General features: G+C 63.7%; 24 protein-coding genes. 13 read left to right on the top strand and 11 right to left on the bottom strand.

Annotation, left to right across the window (positions count from 1 at the left end; translation table 11 throughout):
* Positions 1-79: 79 nt before the first annotated feature.
* On the bottom strand, positions 80-844 hold the full coding sequence (locus HYE77_RS30645; RefSeq protein WP_177070349.1) for a tetratricopeptide repeat protein: 765 nt from the start codon (positions 842-844) through the stop codon (positions 80-82).
* Positions 845-892: 48 nt separating this feature from the next.
* Between HYE77_RS30645 and HYE77_RS30640 the strand changes: the two genes are divergently transcribed.
* From HYE77_RS30640 to HYE77_RS30580, 13 genes are all read left to right on the top strand, one after another.
* On the top strand, positions 893-1459 hold the full coding sequence (locus tag HYE77_RS30640; protein ID WP_177070347.1) for a type III secretion protein: 567 nt from the start codon (positions 893-895) through the stop codon (positions 1457-1459).
* Positions 1460-1490: 31 nt separating this feature from the next.
* Entirely contained in the window at positions 1491-1721 is a 231-nt protein-coding gene (locus tag HYE77_RS30635; RefSeq protein ID WP_003208330.1) for a hypothetical protein, read from the top strand.
* Positions 1722-1730: 9 nt separating this feature from the next.
* A complete protein-coding gene (locus HYE77_RS30630) occupies positions 1731-2168 on the top strand; it encodes a hypothetical protein (protein WP_003208328.1) in 438 nt (145 codons plus the stop codon).
* A 4-nt stretch (positions 2169-2172) separates the two neighbouring features.
* On the top strand, positions 2173-2955 hold the full coding sequence (gene sctJ, locus HYE77_RS30625; protein ID WP_003208326.1) for a type III secretion system inner membrane ring lipoprotein SctJ: 783 nt from the start codon (positions 2173-2175) through the stop codon (positions 2953-2955).
* Positions 2952-3569 (top strand): hypothetical protein, encoded by a 618-nt coding sequence (locus tag HYE77_RS30620; protein ID WP_003208324.1) that lies wholly within the window; start codon positions 2952-2954, stop codon positions 3567-3569. The genes sctJ and HYE77_RS30620 overlap by 4 nt, the downstream gene beginning before the upstream one ends.
* Positions 3562-4140, top strand: coding sequence for a FliH/SctL family protein (locus HYE77_RS30615; protein ID WP_177070345.1), 579 nt, complete (start codon positions 3562-3564; stop codon positions 4138-4140). Before HYE77_RS30620 ends, HYE77_RS30615 begins: the two co-directional genes overlap by 8 nt.
* Entirely contained in the window at positions 4137-5459 is a 1323-nt protein-coding gene (locus tag HYE77_RS30610) for a FliI/YscN family ATPase (RefSeq protein ID WP_134326971.1), read from the top strand. The genes HYE77_RS30615 and HYE77_RS30610 overlap by 4 nt, the downstream gene beginning before the upstream one ends.
* A gap of 192 nt (positions 5460-5651) precedes the next feature.
* On the top strand, positions 5652-6101 hold the full coding sequence (locus tag HYE77_RS30605) for a hypothetical protein (protein WP_102606212.1): 450 nt from the start codon (positions 5652-5654) through the stop codon (positions 6099-6101).
* Complete coding sequence (gene sctQ / locus HYE77_RS30600) at positions 6098-7099, top strand: type III secretion system cytoplasmic ring protein SctQ (RefSeq protein WP_008433160.1); 1002 nt, start codon at positions 6098-6100, stop codon at positions 7097-7099. Before HYE77_RS30605 ends, sctQ begins: the two co-directional genes overlap by 4 nt.
* Positions 7096-7749, top strand: a complete 654-nt coding sequence (sctR, locus tag HYE77_RS30595; protein WP_003208316.1) for a type III secretion system export apparatus subunit SctR — start codon at positions 7096-7098, stop codon at positions 7747-7749. The genes sctQ and sctR overlap by 4 nt, the downstream gene beginning before the upstream one ends.
* A gap of 10 nt (positions 7750-7759) precedes the next feature.
* Positions 7760-8029: a type III secretion system export apparatus subunit SctS gene (gene sctS / locus HYE77_RS30590; RefSeq protein ID WP_003208314.1), complete on the top strand. Its 270-nt coding sequence runs from the start codon at positions 7760-7762 to the stop codon at positions 8027-8029.
* A gap of 6 nt (positions 8030-8035) precedes the next feature.
* Positions 8036-8848 (top strand): type III secretion system export apparatus subunit SctT, encoded by an 813-nt coding sequence (sctT, locus tag HYE77_RS30585; RefSeq protein WP_003208312.1) that lies wholly within the window; start codon positions 8036-8038, stop codon positions 8846-8848.
* A gap of 3 nt (positions 8849-8851) precedes the next feature.
* Complete coding sequence (locus HYE77_RS30580) at positions 8852-9898, top strand: EscU/YscU/HrcU family type III secretion system export apparatus switch protein (protein ID WP_003208311.1); 1047 nt, start codon at positions 8852-8854, stop codon at positions 9896-9898.
* 146 nt (positions 9899-10044) lie between these two features.
* On the opposite strand, the gene HYE77_RS30575 is transcribed toward HYE77_RS30580, so the two are convergent.
* From HYE77_RS30575 to HYE77_RS30530, 10 genes are all read right to left on the bottom strand, one after another.
* A complete protein-coding gene (locus tag HYE77_RS30575) occupies positions 10045-13515 on the bottom strand; it encodes a hypothetical protein (protein ID WP_177070343.1) in 3471 nt (1156 codons plus the stop codon).
* Positions 13516-13621: 106 nt separating this feature from the next.
* Complete coding sequence (locus tag HYE77_RS30570) at positions 13622-14353, bottom strand: UTRA domain-containing protein (protein ID WP_003208308.1); 732 nt, start codon at positions 14351-14353, stop codon at positions 13622-13624.
* 38 nt (positions 14354-14391) lie between these two features.
* Entirely contained in the window at positions 14392-14958 is a 567-nt protein-coding gene (gene pnuC, locus HYE77_RS30565; protein ID WP_102369486.1) for a nicotinamide riboside transporter PnuC, read from the bottom strand.
* A 15-nt stretch (positions 14959-14973) separates the two neighbouring features.
* A complete protein-coding gene (locus HYE77_RS30560) occupies positions 14974-15810 on the bottom strand; it encodes a 5'-nucleotidase, lipoprotein e(P4) family (protein WP_003208300.1) in 837 nt (278 codons plus the stop codon).
* A gap of 12 nt (positions 15811-15822) precedes the next feature.
* The gene (locus tag HYE77_RS30555) at positions 15823-17970 is read right to left on the bottom strand and encodes a TonB-dependent siderophore receptor (protein ID WP_177070341.1); all 2148 of its coding nucleotides are present in this window, start codon (positions 17968-17970) and stop codon (positions 15823-15825) included.
* A gap of 126 nt (positions 17971-18096) precedes the next feature.
* Positions 18097-18969 carry a sulfurtransferase gene (locus HYE77_RS30550; RefSeq protein ID WP_177036597.1) on the bottom strand — a complete coding sequence of 291 codons (873 nt, stop codon included), beginning with the start codon at positions 18967-18969 and terminating at the stop codon, positions 18097-18099.
* Entirely contained in the window at positions 18966-20084 is a 1119-nt protein-coding gene (locus tag HYE77_RS30545) for a phosphotransferase (RefSeq protein ID WP_177070339.1), read from the bottom strand. The genes HYE77_RS30550 and HYE77_RS30545 overlap by 4 nt, the downstream gene beginning before the upstream one ends.
* Positions 20081-21001 (bottom strand): ABC transporter substrate-binding protein, encoded by a 921-nt coding sequence (locus HYE77_RS30540; RefSeq protein ID WP_177070337.1) that lies wholly within the window; start codon positions 20999-21001, stop codon positions 20081-20083. The genes HYE77_RS30545 and HYE77_RS30540 overlap by 4 nt, the downstream gene beginning before the upstream one ends.
* Positions 21002-21148: 147 nt before the next feature.
* On the bottom strand, positions 21149-21541 hold the full coding sequence (locus HYE77_RS30535; RefSeq protein WP_003208292.1) for a Rid family hydrolase: 393 nt from the start codon (positions 21539-21541) through the stop codon (positions 21149-21151).
* An 8-nt stretch (positions 21542-21549) separates the two neighbouring features.
* The gene (locus tag HYE77_RS30530) at positions 21550-22899 is read right to left on the bottom strand and encodes an MFS transporter (protein ID WP_008433139.1); all 1350 of its coding nucleotides are present in this window, start codon (positions 22897-22899) and stop codon (positions 21550-21552) included.
* Between the last annotated feature and the right edge of the window lie 34 nt (positions 22900-22933).

Below are 22933 nucleotides of genomic sequence, written 5' to 3'. Positions count from 1 at the left end.
CCAGCGTGGTTTAACGGGGCCTGATAGATCAAAAGCAACGTCAAAAGCAGGGCAACAGCAAGATCAAAAGCAGTTGGATTTAGTGCGTATCCACCAGCCCCAATTCCCGCGCTTGCGCAATCGGATCGCTGATGGCTTTGATGCGGTTGGCCTCCGTGATCAGGCGTGCGCGCTCAGCCGCCGGTATATCGTCCAGCGGCAAGCTGGCCACCCGTTGTTCGTAACCCGCCAACACCAGCACCAACAACTCATTGCGCTGATGCCGTGGCAACGCTCGGGGCGATTGGGTGACGGGGGCGATGGTGTCCAATGCCTGTTGCGCCTGGCCGCCAAGGGCGTAGGCCAGGGCCAGGTTGCAGCGGCTGTCGAGGTCGTCGGGTTGCAGGCCCAGGCTTTTGGCGAACGCGGTTTGTGCCGCGACGGCCTGGCCGTTCAACACCTGGGCAATGCCCAGTCGGGTGTAGGCGACCGGCGACTGGCTGGCCTCGGCGGCCTGGGCCAGGGCGGTCACGGCGCGTTGGCTTTTGCCAAGGCGCAGTTGCGCGGTGCCCAGTCCCAGCAGGGCGTCGGCGTTGTGGGCTTGAAGGCCGAGGGCTTGTTGGAAGGCGCGCTCGGCACCGGATGCGTCGTTGCCGTCGAGCCGCGCCTGGCCGAGTTTGAGCCACAAGTCGATGCTTGCGCCCGGTTGCTGGGCCGCACGTTCGTACAGCGCCGCCGCGCTGGCGTAGTCGCCGCGTTTGTTCAGGTCGTCGGCCAGCTTCAGCGAGCGGTCGGAATCGCTCGGCGCAGTATTGGAACAGGCAGCCAGCAACAGGCTGCCGGCAAGCAAAAAGTGTTTGGTCATCGTCACAACTCGTTGGGCGAAGGCGGACGTCATGTAAGCATATTTTCCATGGCGCTCCTATGTCTGTCGGTGCTGTTGGGTGCCTCGATCGCCCACGCCGACGAAGAGCCCGAATGGTTCGCCAAACCCTACGCCTATGTGCTGGTGGACCAGGACGTGCGCGCCGCCCTCGAAGAGTTCGGCCACAACCTCGATATCCCGCTGGTGCTCTCCGACAAGGTCCGCGGCAAGGCCCGCAGCACGGTGCGTGCAGCCACCGCCGGGGAGTTTTTGCAGACGCTGTGCAGCACCAATGGCCTGACCTGGTATTTCGACGGCAACCTGCTGTACCTCAATGCCAGCGATGAAATCACCACCAGGCTGTTCAAGGCCAGCGCCCTGAACCTGGATCAGTTGCAGGCCTATCTGAACAACCTCGATGTGTTCGGCCAGCAGTTATCGATGCGTAACGGCCCCGAGGGCGATGAAGTCTTCGTCTCCGGGCCGCCGCCGTACCTGGCGCTGGTCCAGCAGCATGTGGATCACCTGCAGCCCAAGGCCGCCGCGCCGGTGGTGGCGCGCGAGCACGGCGTGCGGGTGTTTCGCGGCGCCCAGGTGAGCACTGAAACCCCTTGATTCACCCCAACCCCAGTAAAGGAGCATGACCATGTCCGTAACCGCCGTAGACAGCAACCTCGCCCCCGGTGGCGCCAGCCCTGAAGCCAAGTTCAACGCCGCGGTGGACAACGCCAAGAGCGCCGATAAACCGGAGATGACCGACGCCGAATTCACCGATGCCCTGATCACCCAGGCGGTCACCATCGGCGGCCAATTCATCATCATGCCCAAGGCCCAGGAAATGCTGAATGACGCCATGTCCGATGACGACGAAGAGTAGGGCGCACCCATGACCATCAGTCTCGCTGCCAGCGCCACGGCCTTGCCGCCGTCCGCCGGCGCGGGGCCCGCCGGGGCCTCGCAGAATCTGTTCGAGCACATGGCCAATACGGCCAAGGGCATGCCCGAGGGCGCCAGCCCCCATCAGATCGGCTCGGGGCTGATGGAGCGCCTGAACAGTTTTATCGACCGCTCCCGGACCTTTTCCGAGCGCGCCGATTTGCTCACCAATAACCCCTCGGCGCCGCCGCAAGTGGCCGCTGCGGATATCCGCACCTCGGGTGCCTCGCCCACCGCAGAACCGGGCAAGAAAGTTGCCGAGCAGCAGGTCGACCAGATCGTCCATTCACTGGGCAAGATGTTCGACTACTCCATCGAAACCCAGATGGTGGTGCGCGGTGCGACGCAGATTTCCGGTTCCGCCAACACGCTGCTCAAGGGTCAATAACGCCATGCCAAGCCCGAATCGTGCCCTGCGCCTGCTGCTGATCGGCGTGCTCGCCAGCCTCTTGCAGGCCTGCGACATGGACCTCTACACCAACCTCAGCGAGCGCGACGCCAACGCCATGGTCGCGGTGCTGCTGCGCGACGGCATCCCGGCGACGCGCAAGGTGCAGGACAACGGCCAGTTGAAAGTGGTGGTCGACGAACAGCGCTTCGCCGAGGCCATGACCCTGCTGGACAACGCCGGCCTGCCGCAGCAGAGCTTTTCCAACATGGGCGAGGTGTTCAAGGGCAATGGCCTGGTGTCGTCGCCGGTGCAGGAGCGGGCGCAGATGATCTATGCCTTGAGCGAAGAACTGTCCCACTCGGTGTCGCAGATCGACGGCATCGTCTCGGCGCGGGTGCACGTGGTGCTGCCGGACAATGACCTGCTCAAGCGGGTGATTTCGCCGTCGTCGGCCTCGGTGCTGGTGCGCTACGACCCGGGCACCGACATCAACACGCTGATTCCGCAGATCAAGACCCTGGTGGCCAACGGCATTTCCGGCCTGAGCTATGACGGTGTGTCGGTGACCGCGATCAAGGCCGCGGTGTCCATCAGCCAGAACCCGGCGCAACCGCGACTCGCGCGTTTCATGGGCCTGTGGCTGTTGGAAGACAACCTCAACCAGGCGCGGTTGCTGTTCGGTGGCTTGCTGCTGCTCGCCCTCGGCGCGGGTGGTGTGTTGGCCCGCCAGCAATGGGCGCGGCGCCAGGCCCAGGCGTTGTATGTGCTCAAGGAGGGTGAATGAGCCTGGTTGAGCGTTGGCAGGGGCTGATCGCCCAGCCGTTGCAGTTTGTGCGCGAGCAAAGCCTTGGCGAGTGTTTTGGCGAAGGCCTGCCGGTCGAGGTGCTGCAAGCCCTGCATGGGCAGCCGCGTTTTCGCTCGCGGCTGGAGCAACTGCTGGCCAGCCATTATCAGCTGGCGCCGCTGGCGCATCTGGTCACGCCGCCCGCCGCTGATTTGCCGGTGCTGCTGCTGAGCCCGGCGCAATTTGCGCGTCTGCCCAGGCTGTGTGGTGCGATCTGGCATGGCTCGACCCTGAGCCGGGAGATCCGCCGCGAAGTGGTCAATGAATTGCGCGAGGGCCTTGGCCAGGAAGCCTTTGCCCTGGCCCTCGCGCACCGGCAGTTGGGCGGCGCGGCCGACCTGCTGCGCGAGCCCGCCGAGTTGATCGACGCCATCGACCGCGATGGCCTCACCTGTGTCGCTGCCTGGCTGCAAGCCCAGCCTGCCGAGTTGCAAGGCTGGCTGCCCCTGCGGTTTGTCGCACCCAAGGGCTACAGCGGGCGCTTGCCCCGCGACCTGGAGATCGTCCAGACCGTCGCCGCCCGGTTACTCGCCGAGGAGCTTGCCCATGAGTGAATTACCCAGCCGCCCAGCCGCGCGGATTTTGCGCGCCGATGAAGCGGCGTTATGGACCGATGGCTTTGCCTTTGTGCAAGCCGCCAGGGCGCACGCCGAGCAGATCAAGGCCGACAGCGACCAATGGCTGCACACCGCCCGCGCCGAGGGTTTTGAAAGTGCGCGCCGCGAAGGTGCCGAACAGGTTGCACAGTTGCTGCTGGAAACCCAGGCCGAGGTCCAGCATTACCTGGCCGGGCTTGAGGCGTCGCTGGCGGACCTGGCCCTGGGCATCGTGCGTGAAGTACTTGGCGAACTGGATGACACCGACCGCGTGGTGCGTTGTACACGCCAGGCCCTGAGCGCGTTTCGCCAGGGCCAGGCCTTGACGTTGTGGGTGCCGCCCGCCGAAGTGAATGCCCTGCGCCCACAGTTGCTCAAGGACGGCATCGCCGTGGAGGCCGATGCGCAACTGGGCGCCGGCCAGGCCCGCCTGAGCAGCCCGGCGGGTTCGGTTGAGCTGGGGCTGGAGGCGCAACTGCAAAGCCTGCGCCGCAGCCTGTTGCCCTTTGCCGAAGAGGGCGTGGCATGAACCTCGATCAACTGCTGCCGCGCCTGACCGAGCGGCTTTCCCAGGCCCGCTTGCGTCCGATGCAGGGCACGGTGCTGAGCATTCGCGGGGTGTTGCTGCGGGCCAGCGTGGCGGGCGCGAGCATCGGTGAGCTATGCCACCTGCGCGACCCGGTCAGTGGTCGCAGCCTCAGCGCCGAAGTGATCGGTTTTGATGGCGACGAAGCGATCCTGTCGCCCATCGGTTCCATGGAAGGCCTGTCGACCCGCACGCAAATCACTGCCACCGGCGAAAGCCTGGGTGTGGCCGTGGGCGATGCGCAATTGGGACGAGTGATCAGCCCCATGGGCGAGTTTCTCGACGGTGACGGTGTACCGCCAACCCTGAACCTGCAGACCTACCCCTTGCATGCCGAGCCACCGGCCCCGTTCTCCCGGCAATTGATCGTGCGCTCCATGGCGTTGGGCATCCGCTCCATCGACGGCTTGCTGACCCTCGCCCAGGGCCAGCGCATGGGCATCTTCGGCGAGCCCGGTGTGGGCAAATCCTCCTTGTTGGCGAGCATCATCCGCAACAGCGAGGCCGATGTGATTGTCATCGGTTTGATCGGCGAGCGGGGCAGGGAAGTGCGCGAACTGCTGGACGTGCAACTGGACGCCACGGCCCGCGCACGCACCGTTGCTGTCGTCGCCACCTCCGACCGCCCGGCCGCCGAGCGGGTGCGCGCGGCATTTGTCGCCACCACCCTGGCCGAGTACCACCGCGACCAGGGCCGCAATGTACTGCTGTTGATGGACAGCCTCACGCGGTTCGCCCGCGCCCAGCGCGAAATCGGCCTGGCCGTGGGTGAACCGCCGACCCGCCGCGGTTATCCGCCGTCGTTTTTTGCCACCTTGCCCAAGTTGCTCGAGCGCGCCGGCCCGGGCCCTGCCGGCAGCATCACCGCGCTGTACACCGTGCTCACCGAAGGCGACGCCGCCAGCGATCCGGTGGCGGAGGAAGCGCGTTCGATCCTCGACGGGCATATCGCCCTCAGCGCCGAACTGGCGCAGCGCAACTATTTCCCGGCGGTGGACGTGCTGCGCAGCCGCAGCCGCTTGATGGAGCAGGTCGCCGGTGATGAACACAAGCGCCTGGCGATGCGCATCCGTGAATTGATGGCGCGCTACGGCGAGATCGAAATGCTGATCCGCGTCGGCGAGTACTCCGCCGGCAGCGACCCGCTGGCCGACGAAGCGATCACCCGCCATGGGGCAATTGAAGCCTTCCTGCGCCAGAGCGCCGACGAACCCAGCAGCCCCGAACACACCTTGATCCGCATGCGCCAGGTGCTGGCATGAGCCCGAAAGCGCAGCGAGCTCCAGTGTGGGAGCTGTCGAGCTTCAGCGAGGCTGCGATGGCGTCAGCACAGCCAACATCAATGTTGCCTGACCCACCGCTTTCGCAGCCTCGCCGGGGCTCGACAGCTCCCACATTCGATCTTCATGCACTCAGTGAGTGCGCTGTTGGTATGACGATGGAGAAAAGAACCGATGAAGACTGAACAACTGCGCACCCTGCAAACCCTGCGGGTGCTGCGCGAACAGCGGGCGGCGAGCCAGTTGGCGGCGCAACAGCAACGCTGCGCGCAAACCCGCGGCGCTTTGACCGACGCCAAGGAACAACTGCGCCTGCACCGTGAGGCCGTTGCCCATGAAGCCGGCGAGATTTACGCCTCGCTGACCGAAGGCCTGTCGGTGGCCAGTTGGCAGGCCGCCCAGGATCGCCTGCGGGGCTTGGCCGACGATGAGCAGGTGCTTGAAGGCGACGTCAGCCACGTGTCCAGTACCCTGCAAACCCAGGAGCGCGAGCGTGAGCTGTTTCGCCAGGAGCGCCTGAGCCGCCAGCGCCAGTCCGATGCCTGGCAAAGCCTGCTGGACGGGCGTGAAAGCAGCGAACGGGTGGCCGGCGAGCTGCGTGAAGAACAAGGACTCGGCACATGATCGTGGCCCTTGCCGACCCGTTGGCGCCCTGGCTTGAGCACTACGACCCGGCGCTGCTCACGCTGCATAACCAATTGCACCGCCGGCGGCATGCGTGGCAGGGCCGCTGCGCCGGGCAGGATCTGAGCGTCGCCTGGGCCGCCGATCCCCAGCCGCTGAAAACACCCCGGGATGTGTTGCTGTTGCTCGGCCAGTCACCGGTGCGCTTGCGACTCTCGGCTGCCGCCCTGGAACAAGTACTGGTGCCGCTGGCGTTGCAGTTCGACGCGCAAGTGCTGCCGGCATTACCGCGTTCGCTGCTGCTGGAACTGGCCGTGCTGGACCTGATCGAGCGCCTCGAACCGTTGCTCGGCCACCCCGTGCAACTGCTTGAAACCAGTGACGACCTGCGGCCTTATGCAGTGCATCTGGCACTGACATTGACCTTCGGCAACAACCCGCCAATGGCCGCCCAACTGGACTTGAGTGAAAGCGCTGCAGTGCTGGTGGGCCAGTTGCTGGACCAGCACGGCCAGATCGACGCCGACCCGTTGCCGGCGTTGCGCCACACGCTGTCAGTAGTGGCCGGGCGGCAATGGTTGAGCCTCGGCGAGCTGCGCAGCCTGCAGCCCGGCGATGTGCTGATGCTCGAACCTGGCAGCGGCTGGCTGCTGGACCTTGAGGGCCGCCTGCAAGCCCGCTGCCAGCGCGACGGCTCGTCGCTGCAGGTGCAGGAACCTCTGAACACGCCCCTTTTGGACATGGAGAACACAATGACTGACGTCGATGCCGCCGCGGCCCTGGACGATTTGCCCCTCAAGCTGGTGTGCCAGGTCGGCAGCCTGGAACTGACCCTGGCGCAACTGCGGGAACTGGGGGCGGGCAGCCTGCTGCAACTGAATACGCCGACCGTGGATGGCGTCGACCTGATGGTCAACGGCCGTCGCGTCGGCCAGGGCCAACTGGTGAAAATCGGTGACGGCCTGGGCGTGCGCCTGCTGAGTTTCGCCACCCCATGACCGGTTATCAGCCGAACCTGATCGAGATCATCCTGGTGGTTGCCACCATCGGGTTGATCCCGTTGGCGGTGGTGACCCTCACCGGCTTCATGAAAATCTCGGTGGTGCTGTTCCTGATCCGCAACGCCCTGGGCGTGCAGCAGACGCCGCCGAACCTGGTGCTGTACGGCATCGCGCTGATTCTCTCGGTGTACGTCACCACGCCGTTGATTGGCGACATGTACCGCCAGGTAGAGGGCCGCGACCTGAATATCGAGCACGTCGAGCAACTCAAGGACCTCGGCGACGCCCTGCGCCCGCCGCTACAGGCGCACCTGGCACGGTTTGCCAACGAATCCGAGCGCGGCTTTTTTGTGCAGGCCACCGAGACCATCTGGTCGCCGGAAGCCCGTGCCGACCTGCGGGATGATGACCTCGTGGTGCTGATCCCGGCGTTTGTCAGTTCGGAGCTGACCCGGGCCTTCGAGATCGGGTTCCTGCTGTACATCCCGTTCCTGGTGGTGGACTTGCTGGTGTCCAACGTGTTGATGGCGATGGGCATGTCGATGGTCTCGCCGAACCTGATTTCGATCCCGCTGAAAATCTTCCTGTTCGTGTCATTGAGCGGCTGGTCGCGCCTGATGCACGGTTTGATTCTGAGTTACGGCTGAGGCACGACCCATGGGCCAGGACGTTTTCCTGTCATTGATGAAACAGGCACTGATGACCGTGCTGATGCTCTCCGCGCCTGCGCTGGGGGTGGCGATCATCGTGGGTTTGAGCGTGGGCCTGTTCCAGGCGCTGACCCAGATCCAGGACCAGACCCTGCCCCAGGTGGTGAAGCTGGTGGCGGTATTGTTGACTATCGTGTTTCTCGGCCCGGTGCTGGCCGGGCAAGTGGCGGAACTCGGCAGCCAGGTGCTGGACAATTTTCCCTTGTGGACGCGCTGACCGCCCATGGATGCCAGCCTTACCGCACAGTTTCTCGAAGTCGCCTACCCGGTGATCAGCTCGGCCTCGCTGGCGGCCTGCCGGGCCATGGGCGTGGTGGTGATCACCCCGGCGTTCAACCGCCTCGGGCTCACCGGAATGATTCGCGGCTGCGTGGCCGTGGCGATTTCGATCCCGATGTTCATGCCGGTGTTCGACGCCATGACCTCGATGCCCAACCACGGCAGCCTGTTTATCGCCGGGTTGCTGATCAAGGAATTCCTGATCGGCATCCTGATCGGCCTGTTGTTCGGCATTCCGTTCTGGGCGGCGGAAGTGGCGGGGGAGTTGATCGACCTGCAGCGCGGTTCGACCATGGCGCAACTGGTGGACCCGTTGTCCACCGGGGAGTCGAGTGTGATGTCCACCTTGCTGACGGTGATGTTGATCACGCTGTTCTTCATGTCCGGCGGTTTTATCCTGATGGTCGACGGTTATTACCACAGCTACCAGCTGTGGCCGGTGACCGCGTTTACCCCGGTGTTTGCCAGCTCGGCGTTGCTGGCGGTGCTGTCGATTCTCGACCAGATCATGCGCGTCGGAGTGCTGATGGTGTCGCCGCTGATCATCTCGCTGCTGGTCACTGATTTGATGCTGGCGTACCTGTCGCGGATGGCGCCGAACCTGCATATTTTCGACCTGTCGTTACCGGTGAAAAACCTGTTTTTCTCGATCCTGATGGTGATCTATATCGGCTTCCTGATTCCGTTGATGCTGGACCAGTTGGCGGAATTTCGCGGCACGGTGGAGCTGCTGAAAACCCTCGCGGGCATGGAGTAGCGCATGGGCGATACCAGCGAAGAGAAGTCCCAGCCGGCCACGGATAAAAAACTCAAGGACGCGCGAAAGAAAGGCCAGGTCGCCAAGAGCCAGGACTTGGTCTCGGGCATGGTCATCCTGTTCTGCACCCTGTGCATTTCCATCCTCGCGCCCCGGGCCCAGGCCCAGGTCACGGCGCTGATCGACCTGACTGCGCAGATCTACATCGAACCCTTCGCCACGGTTTGGCCACGGGTGCTGGACCATGCCGAGCAACTGGTGATCGGCATTACCCTGCCGGTGATGGCGGTGACCACCGGGGTGGTGATCCTGACCAATATCATCACCATGCGTGGCTTTGTGTTTTCCGTGGAGCCGATCAAGCCGGAGTTCAAGCGTATCAACCCGGCGGAAGGCTTCAAGAAGCTGTTTGCCCTGCGCAACTTTGTGGAGTTCATCAAGGGCCTGATCAAGGTGCATGTGCTGGCTGTGGCGTTCTACGTGGTGGGGCGGCATGCGTTGCAGGCGTTGATGGAGTCGTCGCGGTGTGGCGCGGGGTGTATCGAGTCGACGTTTTTCCTGGTGCTCAAGCCGCTGGTGTTTACCGTACTCGCGGCCTTCATCCTGGTGGGCGGGGTGGATGTGTTGATGCAACGCTGGCTGTTCGGCCGCGACATGAAAATGACCCGCAGCGAGACCAAGCGCGAGCGCAAGGACATTGACGGCGACCCGTTGATCAAGAGCGAACGGCGACGCCAGCGCCAGGAGATGCAGGCGCTGGCCACCAAGCTGGGGTTGGGCCGGGCGTCGATGATGATCGGCACCACCGATGGCTGGGTGATAGGCGTGCGTTATGTGCGTGGTGAAACGCCGGTGCCGGTGGTGGTGTGCCGCGCTTCGCCGGAGGAAGCGTTGGGGATGTTGCAGGAGGCGTTTGATTTAGGGATACCGCAAGCGCCGGACAAGGGCTTGGCGGAAGCGATTGCGCGCAAGACGGTGCCGGGGGATCCGGTGCCGGATGCTTCGTTCCAGGCGGTGGCGGACTGGTTGGTGGCGGCGCGGTTGATCTGACGATCTTGAGCCGAACACCGATCAAAATGTGGGAGCGGGCTTGCTCGCGAAGGCGGTGGGTCAGTCAACATTTTCAGTGACTGACACACCGCCTTCGCGAGCAAGCCCGCTCCCACATGGGTTCTGCCGGGTGTCAGGAAGTTCAGTTATGGCTTGTCCACATCATGGTACTCACCCCCATACCCATCCCCCACCCGCCAGATAATGTCGTGGTTCTCATTGGTCCATTCCGACGGTTTCAGCGAGTACTTGTAGTCCTCTGAGTTACGGTTATTCCCGTCCCCGATAAAGTCCGGGTGGTCCCGCCGATGGTCGCCCCCGCGGATACTCGACCGCGCATCCCACTCTTCCTTGCGGAAATCAAAAATGCTCTGGTCCTGCGGCGCATCCCGCTGGCCCCAGTCGGAGAGGTAGGTCTGCAACCACACGTATGCTTCATCCCCGTTGGGCTTGAGCAGCCCGTCCTGCTTGAAGTCCTGGATCTGGTCCCAGTTCTGCATCGAGATCTTGTGCAGCTTGTGGGACTGCACCGTGCTCAAGATCGCCCCGACAAACGACAACGCGCCGGAGATCAAGAAACCCACCGGTCCCAGGAACGGAATGATCCGCCCGGTCACCCCCAGCGTGCCCAGCACGCCGCCGGCCGCGCCCACCAGGCTGCTGACACCACCGGCCATCGACAGTGAGCCCGAGGCGATTTTCACCGGGTCTTTCTCGCGCACACCATCACGCAAGGTAAACGCCGCCTGCACCACACTGATCACGCCGCCTGCCACGTCGGTGGCCATGCCGATCACCTTGATCGCGCTGCTGGCGAACTTCGCGCCAAACCCGGCCCCGGCCACGCCGCCGCGGCTGGCGATGCCTTTTTCAATGCCCTCCTGGATCTTCGCCGCACCTTCGTCGCTCCAGCCGCCGCTGTTGAGGGCCTTGCCCACGTCCTTGCCGTCGTCCATGGCCTGGTCGACGATGTCGAAGTACTTCTTCTGCACCGCCTCGGCGTCCTTGGGCAGCGCGTGGTACCCCTCGCCGGGCTTGGCCCACAGGTCGGGCAGGGAACGGTCGAAGCCCATCAGCTTGTAGGCGTTGGTGCCGCGCAACTTGTCGTAGACCTTCAAGCCCAGCGTGGCGAAGTGCGAGCCGGTGCCAAGGAAGCCAAGGAAGTCGTTGGCGATGCCCAGGCGTTTCATCGGCGTATCCGCCAGCTTGCCGCCTTGTCCGGCGAGTTGGTAGACGATACGGCCCATGCCGATCGCGCCGCCCACTGAGCCGAGTACGCCGTTGTCCTTGAGGAAGTTGAGGTTCTTCACGAACGAACTGCGGTTCTCTTCGCTGAGGCCCGGCATGATCTCCTTGCTCACGGCCTTGTCGATGTCGCTGAAGCTGATCACGCCGTTTTTCTGCCAGGTGTCGCCGAGGGAAATCATCGCCTTGCCGAAATCGGCGGCGGCGTTTTTGTCCTTGAGCAGTTGGTCGACGAACTTCGAATACACACCCAGCGCCTGGCGCGGCAGGCCGTCGGCACTGCCCTTGAGCATCGACAGGATTGCCATGGTGTTGTCGGTGGTGGCCAGGGCGGTGTTGTCGTCGGAGATCTTGGTGGGATCGTCCATCAGCTTTTCAACGGCATCGGTGTAGCCGTCGATCTGCAGGTTTTGCAGGAAGTTGTCGGCCTTGGCCGGGTCGATATCGGCCAGGGCGGTGTAGGCGGTCTGGATTTCCTGGGTGGCCAGTTCGGTCTTGCCGCTGTCCTGCAGGGACTTGATGTACTGGGTGAAGTTCTCCGAGGAGGTGCTGTCGATCAGGCGCTGCCTGGTCTCATCGACCTTCGCCTGGCCGCCGTCGACCTTGCCCAGGGCTGCGTCGTGGTTGGCCTTGATGTCGTGCTGGATGGTCGAGTCGCCGAGCAGGTCGTTGATGGTCTGGTCGATGGCCTTGGTGTCGAAGATGTTGTCGCGTACGTCCCGCGAGGTCACGTCGATGGGCGTGGTGGCGATGCCCTGGTTGCCGAAGCCGTGCTCGGGAATGATCGACATGCCGTTGTCGGCCATGCTCCTGGCTTCCACCGCCCGCAGGAACTTGGCGCGCGGGTCGTCCTTGCCGATGCTGCCGTCCTTGACCCCGGCGCGGTAGCTGTCCACCAGGGTCTTCATCGACAGGTCCTGCACCGACAGCGGGTTGCCGCCTTCATCTTTTTCGGTGGTGGTGAGGTTGTCGACGGAGACGTCCTTGAGGGGCGGCAGGCCGTTGTCGGTGCGCAGCTTGTCGACGTCGGTGGTTTGCGCGGCGATGTCGCTGCGGTAGCTGGAAATCTGCTCGAACATCTGTGGATTGCTGTCTTGCGACACCACGATTTTCTCTTCGCTGCCCCCCGGCTTGTGCTGGGTGAAGGCGATCAGGCCCGGGCCATAATCACCGGCGCCGCCGACGCTCATGATGTCTTCGGTGGAGGCCAGGTAAGCGTCCGGGGCGGCGAGGGTGTAGCCGTCGCCCTTGGCCTTTTCGATGCCGGCCAGGGTTTGGCCCTTGCTGGTGTAGGCGGCGAAGGCTTCGGGGGTGATGTCCTTGGACACCACCAGCAGTTTACCGTCGGCCTGGTTGACCACCAGGATGCCGTCCATGGGCGCGTCGACCTTGCTGATGTCGCCCAGCTTCAGGCTGGCCTCGTCCTTGCGCAGCAGTTCCTGGCCGGGCAGGGACTGGGCGTTCTTGATGTAGTCGAAGGCCTGCGAGCCTTCGCTGGCGTGCACGGCGTGGAGGAAGTTGTAGAAGGTGCCGGCCGCGTTGGGGTTGGGGTTGCTGAGGTCGGCGCCGGGCTGCGGCAGGTCGGCTTCGGACTTGCTGACCGCGTACTTGTGGCCCTGGTGTTCGAACAGGATCACTCCGGCGCTGCTGTCTTCGGACACCACTTTCAACTGGCTGAAATCGAGGTCGCCCGGCAGGCTGGTGACTTCTTCATAACCTTTGGATTTGCCGTCATTGAGGGCTTCCTTGGTCACCCCGGCCTGGGTGTAGGTGCTGAACGCCTGGGGCGTGAGCAATTCGGAAATGACCAGAGTCTTGCCGTTTTCAAGGCTGACCTTGAGGATGCCGTCTTCAGCCTTGTCCACGGATTTGATGTTGGCCAGGCGCACGCCGTCGCCGTCTTCGCGCAGCAGTTGCTGGTCGGGGTTCTTCAGGCTTTCGACGATGGCCTTGCCGGCCGGGGTGCCCTGGGTTTCGGCCAGGGTCTGGAGGAAGGTGTACAGCGGGGTACCTTCGTCGGGCCCGCCCTGGTTGACCGGGGCTACGGCATGGCCGAAGCGCAGGTTCTTCAATACGTCGAAGCCGTCCTGGGCGTTGGCCGCACCCTCGGCGCTGATCTTGTATTTGGCGCCGTCCTGTTCGAAGTAGATCACCCCGGCGTCCTTGTCTTCGGAAATGACCTTGAGCTTGTCGATGTCGAGTTTGGCCGGGAGGGCGGTGACTTCCTTGTAGTCCTCGGGCTTGACGGTTTTGTCGCCCGGCCCGGTGCTGGCAAGGATCTTGGCTTTGTTCAGGACGGCGTCGAAAACCCGCTCGGGAGCGTTGGGTTGATCGACGCGGGGCGACGCGGATTTTTCGGGGCGGGTGATCATCGGTTCAGTCCATGTGAGGGGCGCACGAGGACTCGATAGTAGGGGCTGCAAGCGAGTGAAAACGGGTTCGTTGGCAACAAGTCACAAGCTTTCACAGGTGTGAAATTCACGTCCCGGGGTAGCGCGTCTCCATCACGACGGACAATGCATCCGGACGCCAGAATTCCTGGTCAAACTCCACCGGCTGGTCATCCTCGCCGAAGTTCAAGCGTTCCAGATACACGCTGGTGGAACCGGTGGACAATTGCAGCAACTCGGCCTGTTCTTCATTCACCGTGCCAATGTGCATCTCCAGCTCACACCGCGACAGCACCCGGGAAAACCGCTCCCGCAGCAGTTGGGTCAGCGAGGTATTCAAGTCGGCGTCCAGCAGCCCAGGGCACCAGCTGGCCAGCAGCGCGTTGAACTCCAGCAACACCGGCCGCCGGTCGATCCAGCGCCGCCGTTGCAGGAAAAACATCGGCTCATCCGCCGACGCGAGACCCATCCGCCTGGCCAGCCAGTCGCCCGCGGGGCGCAGCTCTGCGTGCAGGCATTCGGTGCGCGGCGTACGGCCTTGGGCACTTACGTAATCCATGAAGCCGCTGATGCGTGTTGGGTCATAGCGGATGCGCCGGGGGCTGACAAACCAGCCGCGACGGTTTTCCCGGTACACCAGGCCCTCGGCTTCCAGTTGCTGCAAGGCCTGGCGCAAGGTGACCCGGGTGCAGCCGAAGCGCTCGATCATCTCCCGTTCGGACGGGAATTTCTCATCCGCCTGCGGCACACCCGCCGCGATATCGTGGGCGATCTGTTCGCGAATGCGCTGGTAGTGCGGTGAAATCGGGTCGAAAGGCATCCTGGGGTTCCGTGTGCAGGCCGGGCGTGGGCGTGACTCTACCGTTCCTGTTGGCGCAGGTCACGCTGCCACGACACCAACCCATACGCCGCCAGCACCACAAACCCGGCATACAGCGCAGCGGTCAGTTGCAGGTCCTTGTACACAAAAAGGCCCACGTAGACCGTATCCAGCACGATCCACAGCCACCAGCTCACCACATACTTGCGCGCCGCCCACAGGCTGGCCACCAGGCTGAAAGCGGTGAGCAGCGAGTCGAGCCACGGCAGTGCGGCATCGGTGAAGTGGTGCATGGCGGCGCCCAGCAGCAGCGCGCCGATCACCCCGGCGAGCAGGTGCCGCCATGCTTCCTGGACCGGCAGCCGTTCCACCCGCACCTTGCCCGCGTCGATGCGCCCGGTGCTCCAGCGCCACCAGCCGTAGCCCTGCAACACAGCGAAGACCAGTTGCAGGAGCATGTCGGAATACAGCTTCACGTCGAAGAAGATCCAGCCGTACAGCAACACCGCGACCACGCTGACCGGCCAGCACCAGCGCACCCGTCGGGCGGTGAGCCACACCCCGGCAATATTGAAGATCACAGCGACTATTTCCAGCGGCGTCATACGGTCCCCTCAGGGTCAGTTTTGCAGGTGCAGCGCCTGTTGCTTGAGCTGGCGCTTGCGTTCAAAGGGCAGTTTTTCCTGGTCGCCATACGGCGCGCTGTACCAGTTGCCGTAAGTCGGGTTGGGCAGCACGAACCAGCGCTGGCCGAGCCAGCCCAGGTAGGGTTCGGCGGCCTTGCGCTGGGCGTCCAGGGTGTTGTGTTCGGCCTGCACGAAATCCCCCAGGGAATCACCCGCCAGGATCAGCACGCGGGCGTGTTGGGCGACCCATTGGCGTCGGCAGTTCTTGCCGTAGCCGGCGTGTTCGCAGCCGCCAATGGGCGTGCCGGCAGCCAGTACCTGCTGCTCGCTGTCCACCGGAAAGCCCCGCAGGCGCAGGTTGTTGACGGTGGCCTGGACCTGGCTTTGCTCGCGGTTGGTGATGTAGTACACCGTGATGCCTTTGTGTTTGGCGGCCTGCAGGAACGTCACGGCGCCCGGCAGCGCCTGGGCCTTGGCCTGGTCGACCCAGGTGTTCCAGCGGTCGTAGGAGTAGACCTGGTTGTTGACGACGTCCCGGGCATTCAGCGGGATGTTGTCGAGCACGGTCTCGTCGATGTCGACGATCACCGCTGGCGGCAGCCCGGCCAGATTGCGCGGTGGCAAGGGCAGGGCGTCCCAGTCCGGGGTCTTGAGGGCCACGTCCAGTTGGCGAGTGGCGTTGGCGAACACCTGGCGGTAGATCAGCTCGTGCTCGATGGAGGTCTGGGTCCACAGCACCGCATCCAGCTGGTCGTTGGCGGGCGGTTGCTGCTGGCAGCCGACGAGGGCGGTGGAGAGCAGGCACACACTGGCAAAAATCAGATTACGCATGAACAGTCAGCCTCAAAAATTGACGGTGGCGGATAACCGCGCGGTGCGTGGCGCGCCCAGGAACAGGTAGCCATCGCCCGCCGATTCACCCACATCGCGCCAGTAGCGTTTGTCGAACAGGTTGTCGACGGTCAGGCGCAGCACAGTATCGTAATCACCGACTTTGGTGCTGTAGCGTCCGCCGACATCGAACACCGCATAGTCGTCGACCTTCACGCTGGCCTCGCGGTTCGCGTACTTGCTGCCGCTGTATTGCACGCCGCCGAGCAGGGCCAGGCCCTTGATCCCGGGAATGCTGTAGTCGCCGTGCAGGCTGGCGCGCAGCTTGGGTACGTTGATCGCCTGGTGGCCGTCGTAGTCGTCGGTGCCGCTGCCGCTCACCCGGGCGCGAATCGCCGCCACGCTGGCCGACACTTGCAGGTTATCGGTCACTCGGCCGTTGGCAGAGAGTTCCAGACCCACGTTCTTCTGCTTGCCTTGCTGCACAAAGGTGAGGGTGCCGTCATCGTTGGGCCGGTTGTATTGCAGGTCCTGGGTGATCTGGAACAGCGCGGCGGTCAGGCTCAGGCGCTGGAAGTCACGCTTGATCCCCACTTCCAGCTGGCGCGAGGTGGTCGGCGGCAATACCTCATCGGCGTTGCTGCTGAACCATGCCGCGGTGCCGCCCAGGGACAGGCCCTTGCTGTAGCTGGCGTACAGGGTGGTGTCCGGGCGCGGCTTGTAGATCAGCGCCACCTGGGGCAGGAATACGCTGCGCTGGGTATGGCGGGTGGTGTCGCCGGCCTGGTCGTAGGTTTCTTCGTCGAGGCGCACCTGGCGCCCGCCGAGAATGGTTTGCCACTGCTCGTTGAAGCTGATGCGGTCGCTGGCGAACAGCCCGTATTGGCGGCTGTCCAGGCGCCGGTAGGTATGGCCCAGCGGCCCCTCGTAGGGGTCAAGTACCGGCGGCTTTTCGTAGATATTGCCCTCGCCGATGTATTCGTTGACTGATTCACGCCGGTCCACCAGGCGGCGGAAGGCAGTGGTGCCGAAGGTCAGGTCATGCTTGAGAAAACCGGTGTCGAACTGGCCGTTGAGGGCGGCCTGGGCTTCTTCGTTGCTGCGGGTGTCATCGGGGCTGCGGTAGTCCGAGATGTCGTAGTCGCCCTCGGCGCTGAAGTGGTTGGGCACTGCGGTGTTGGCGCAACTGGCGGCGCCGTAGCAACCCCAGGCGAAGGTGCTGTAGTCGTCGATCACCACGCGGCTGCGGGAGGCGCTGAAGCTGGCTTTCCAGGCCTCGTTGAAGCGGTATTCGAACAGGCCGTCGAGGTTCAGCGACTTGATGCCCACCGGGTTCGACCAGCTCTGGTAGCCCAGCAGATCCCGTGGCGACACGTTGTGGGGCACGGTGGTGCCGCCGAGCAATTGGTATCCGGGCACCGAGCGTTGCTCGCGGTTCTGGTATTCGGCGTTCAGTTGCAGCAGGGCGTTGGGGCTGATGTTCCAGTCGAGGGCCAGGGAGGCAAAATCCCGCTGGCCGTCGGCGTGGTCGACGTAGGAACGGATGTCTTCGTGGGCCAGGTTGACCCGCACCCCCACCTGCTGCTCGGCACCGAGCCAGCCGCCGACGTCGGTGGCCAGGTAGCGCTCGCCGTGTTCGTTGGTGGAGACAGTCACCGAGCGCACGTTCTCCGGGCGCTTGCTTACGTAGTTGATCAAGCCGCCGGGTTCGGACACGCCGCTTTGCAGCCCGGACAGGCCCTTGAGCACTTCCACTTGCTGCTTGTTTTCCAGTGCGACGTTCTGTTCGCCAGTGATGGTGCGACCGTTGATCTTGTAGCTGCTGGCCGGGTTCAACGAGAAACCGCGCACCACGAAATTCTCGTAGTAACCCACCGGCGCATAGCTGTCGCCGACCGAGGCGTCATTCTTCAATACTTCACTGAGCAGGCGGGCTTGCTGGTCTTTCAGGCGAGCCTCGGTGATCACCGCCACCGAGGCCGGGGTGTCCAGCAGCGGGGCGTTATCGAAGCCGGCGACAGCGGCCTTTTTCGCCTGGTAGTCGGTGGCCTGTTCACCGACTACGGTGACGGTGTCCAGGGTCGCGTCCTGGGCGTGGGCGGCCGTGGCGGCGAGGGTGATGCTCAGGGCGAGCAGGGTGTGACGGTACGGTGTTGCCATAAAAGGAGCGCTCCAAGGGCCTGCCCGCTGGCGCCTCGCGCTTTATTGGGCGCAAAGGGGCCCAGCGCTGCGCAACGGACGGGTTGCCAGTACGAAATTAAAAAGCCGGGGTCGCCGCAAAGGGCGTCAGGCCGGAGCTGCTCCGGTAGTCATTGGTAAGCGTGCGTCGGCGGCCCATTCCTGCAGCGAGCCGTCGTAGAGTGCGAGGTCCTGGCGACCCAGCAGGGTCAGGGCCAGGGCGTTGGCCGCCGCGGAAATTCCGCCGCCGCAGTACAGAATCAATGGACCGTCGCTGTGCAGCAGCGTGGGTCCGATAGCCACGGCCAGGGCGTCCTTGGGCAGGTAGCGACCCTGTGCATCAAACAGCGTGCGTGCCGGCAGGTTGTGGCTGCCGGGAATGTGCCCGCGCCGGGCGTAGCGGGTGGCTGCGGTGCCGTCGAACAAGGCGCTGCCCAACGCGCAGACGAGTACGCCGGGTGCTTGTCCTGCGGCCACCGCCTCAACGCCTGCGCGGTCGATCCACAGTGGTGCGTAGGTGCTGATTGGCCAGGGTTCGACGACGGGTGTGTTCGCAGGCTGCCCGCTGTGCTGCGGTAACCCCGCCCGTTGCCAGGCGTTGAAACCACCGTCCAGCACGCCGGCGTGAATGCCCAGCCCGCGCAGCATCCACCACAGGCGTGCGGCCCAGAAACCGTCGGCGCGATCGTAGATCACCACGTTGCTGTCGGCGCCTGCACCCAGATTCGCCAGTGCCTGAATCAGGGCTTGTGGTGTTGGCAGGGCGAAGCTGTAGCTCGCTTGAACGTCGGCCAGATCGGTCAGCAAGTCGGCATGCCGTGCGCCGGGGATATGTGCGTGCAGCCAACCGGCATGACCGCTGGCGACCCGGTAATCACCGTCAAAACGCGGGGACGGCAGGACGACGGTGGCGTCCAGTATCACCAGCCCGGGCTCCCCGAGGTGGGCATGCAGCCAATCGGTATCGACCAGGATACTCATACGGATTTTCGCCGCAGGTGGTTGAGCAATCGTTGCCCCTGGGCACCGGCAAACCACTGCAGATGGCCCAGCAGGTAGGCGTGATAGGCCACGTCGGCACTGTGGGTGGAACCCACTACGCCTTGGTAGTACGCGATTTCGGACAGGGCAAAATCCACATGCACCAACGGCAGCAGGGCGCTCAGGGTGAGCAGGTCCTGGGCGCTCAATGGCCGGCCCCGGTGATAGCCGGTGAGCAATGCGTCGACGCTGTCGAGGTCCGCTGCTGCCAGGCCACCGCTGTCCAGGTCCAGCCAGGGCACGGTGTTGCGTTCGATGGCGGTCGCCAGGTCGTAGAGGGCGAAGGTGCGGTCGGCGAGGCCGAAGTCCAGCACGCTGGCGACGTTGCCGTCTGCATGCCACAGCAGGTTCGAGGCGTGCCAGTCGTTATGGGTCCAGAGCGCCGGTTGTTGGTGCAGCAAGGGTTGCAGGGGCGCGTGCCAGGGCAACAGCAGCTCGGTCAGCCGTGCGTGCCAATCCTTGTCGGCGAGGTACTCGGTCAGCGCCGGGGTATTGGCGATCGCGGTCAGTGGCGCGGGTTGTTCGATCACCCGGGCGTTGGCCAGCAGCACTTCTGTTTGACGGCGGGGTGCGCTGTAGTGCTCGGCTGCCAGGTGCAATCGAGCCAGCGCCACACCCGCCGCCTGCGCATGTTGAGTGCTTTGGAAGGGCGACCACGACAGCGCATCGCGGTACAGGTCAAGGCCCTCGGCGACATGGTGAATCTCGTAGGTCCATTCACCTTGCGTCGTGGCCGTTGCACCGTGGCGGTTCGGCACCACTGCGGCAACCGGTGCGCCGTGGCGATGCAGGTGGGCGATCAGGCGGTGTTCTTCTTCCAGCCATGCGGCTTGGCGCACGTGTCGGTGATGCCGTTTGACGAACAGGGTGGCGCCGCCGGTATTGATCAGCCCGGCAGCGGAGAACGGTCGCGGGCTGTGCCAATGCAAACTGCGCAGTTGACCCAGTTGCGGGTACTCGTGCAGCAACTGTTGGATATCTGCTTCGTGCAGCGCTGGCCAGTCGGCAGCTACCGGATCAAGCCCCAGGCCATGGGCGGTGCGTTGTGGATTCATGCCGTCGCCCCGGGCAGATAGGCGTTGCTGGTTGCCCCTTGCCACACCTGTGGATTGTCGAGCACCGCGTGCTCGTGCAGCCACTCGGCATAAGGTTTCAGCAGCGCCTGGCGTTGCTCGCCCCAACGACCGTCATGCAGCCAGGTCGGAGCGATTTTGTGCAGGGATGCGCTGAGCAATTCCGCCGGGAAATACGGTGTGGTGTGCTCATAGGCCGCCAGCGCGATGGCTGGCTCTTCGGCCACGGCGAGATAGCCACGGGCAGTGGCCGCGAGGAAATCACGCACCAACCCGGGCTGCTCGGCGAGGGTTCGTTCGTGGGCGCCCAACAGGTAGCTGTGATACGCCGGTGCGCCAATCTGATCCACCGGCAACACCACCCGGCGTTCTGCTTCGATGGGGCTGTGCATCAACGCTTCCCAGGCCCAGTAGCCGCCGAAACTGGCATCGGCGATGCCTTCGGCCAACTGTTCGGGCCGCAACTCACGTACGCCGCTGTCCACCAGGATCACGCCATCAGGGTCGCCACCGTCGTTGCTCACCAGGTGACGCACCATCGCCAAACCCCGTGGCGTGGGATTGAGCGCCAGGCGCTTGCCCACCAGGTCTCGTGGGCGGCGGATGCCGGAGTCGGTCAGGGTTTGAATCGACTCAAGGCCCGCATGATTGATCGCCGCGATGCCTTGCAGGGCTTGCCCCTGGTCGCGCCGGACCAGCAGGCGGTTGCTGGGGAAAATGCCGAAGTCCGCCGCGCCGGTCAGCAGGTGCTCAAGGGTGTCGCCACGGTAGGGGTCGTGCACCACCAACTCCACATCCAGGCCCAGCTCGGCGTACCAGCCGCGTTCCCGCGCCAGGTACAAACCCGCCGAATTCGGCCAGGGATGAAAGTACTCCAGCATTACCTTTACCGACACCATCGCTTGCTTCTCCAGCCTGCAGTCTTTTGATGGGGGCGATTTATAAGGGAGCAATCTGGTATATACCAATATCGTTTATTGCTATGGATATAACCGGGACCAAAAAAAACCGCGGCCCAAGCCGCGGTTTTTTACTCATCGCCTGGGTCAATCGGCAACGATGGCGTACGTTTCGATTTCGACTTTCTGCCAGGGGCGCAGCATCGAATCCACCTGAATCAGGCTGCTGGCCGGGCGAATGGCGTCGAACACCTCGCTGTGTGCCTTGGCGACGGAGGCGGCATCGTTGATATCCCGCAGGTAGACCACGGTGCGCACTACGTCTTCAGGGCCCATGCCCGCCTCGGCCAACACCTTGTTGACGGTGACGAGAATGGCCTGGGCCTGTTCGTAAGCATTGCTGTGTTCGTAATCGGGTGAGGCGCAGGTGCCGGAGATGTGCAGGTGGTTGCCAACGCGAACGGCGCGGGAATAACCGAACACGTTTTCGTACTGACCGCCCGAGGAAATAGTTTGCCGCGCTGTGGTTTTACTGGTCATGGTGGTTCTCATGTTGGGAGGGGTTTACCGGTGGAGTCCTTGACGAACAGGATCGAAATCAGGCCGACCACGGCACCGCCGATCAGGTACCAGGCGGGAATCATCTGGTTGCCGGTGATCGATATCAGCCAGGTATTGATCAGCGGGGCCGTGCCTCCGAACAGCGAGACCGCGACGTTGTAGCTCAAGGCGAGGGCGCTGTAGCGCACGCGGGCCTTGAACAGCGAAGTCATGGTGGCCGGCATCGCTCCTTCAAAAAACAACTGGGCGAGGGTCAGGATCAGCAGGGCGGCCAGCAGCAACCCGACACTCTGGGTATGCAGCAGCATGAAGCAGGGGAACGCCATGACGATCAGCAGCACGCAGCCGGTAATGATCATCCGGTTCCGGCCCAGTCGGTCGGCCAGCAAGCCTGAAACCGGGATCAACACCAGCATGAACAGCGTCGCGGCCATCCCCAGGTTCCTGGCGAACGTATTGCTGTACCCGAGTACGTTTTCCAGATAACCCGGGATGTACCCGAGGATGATGTAGTAGGTCACGTTGAACACGGTGACCAGGCCCATGCATTGCAGGATTTTCGGCCATTCGTTGACCAGTAAGCTGAACAGGCTGGGTTCGGCGCCCGTCGCCTTTCGCAGTTTTTCGTTGGCCTGGATTTCCTTGAACACTGGTGTTTCTTCCAGGCCAAGGCGCAGGTAGAGGGCGATCAGGCCGAGCAGGCCGCCAATCGCAAAGGGCACGCGCCAGCCCCAGTCCTGCATGGCTTGTTCGCCCAGGCCCAGGGTAAACAGGCTGACCACTGCACCGCCCAGCAGGAACCCGGAGATATTGCCGAATTCCAGCCAACTGGTGAAAAAGCTGCGTCGCTCGTCCGGCGAATGCTCGGCGATGAACGTGCAGGAGCCGCCGTACTCGCCACCCGCCGACAGGCCCTGGAGCAGACGCATGAGAATCAACAGGACGGGCGCAAACAGGCCGATGCTCGCGTAACTCGGGATCAAGGCAATGGCGAAGGTTGCGACGGCCATCAGCGTGATGCTCAGCGACAGCGCCGTGCGCCGGCCAAACTTGTCGCCGATGGGACCGAACACCAGGCTGCCCAGTGGCCGAATCAGGAAGCCCGCCGCGAAGGTGGCGTAGATCGCCATCAACTGGGTGGTCGGGTTGTCGTTGTGGAAGAACGTCTTGCCGATGATGCCGGCGAGAGAGGAGTAGAGCGCAAAGTCGAACCATTCGACCATATTGCCCAGTGTCACGCCGACGACCGCTTTGGTCAGCCGTTTGCGTGAGGGTTCAGCCGATGCACGGTCGGCGGGAAACCCTTGATGAATCGAGGAAGCGTGAACTTCGCCCATGATATTGCCCTCTGGAATAATTGTAGTGAGGCAG

It is taken from the genome of Pseudomonas sp. IPO3774 (genome assembly GCF_013386835.1).
GTDB lineage: Bacteria > Pseudomonadota > Gammaproteobacteria > Pseudomonadales > Pseudomonadaceae > Aquipseudomonas.
This window is presented reverse-complemented; position numbering and strand designations above follow the sequence as displayed.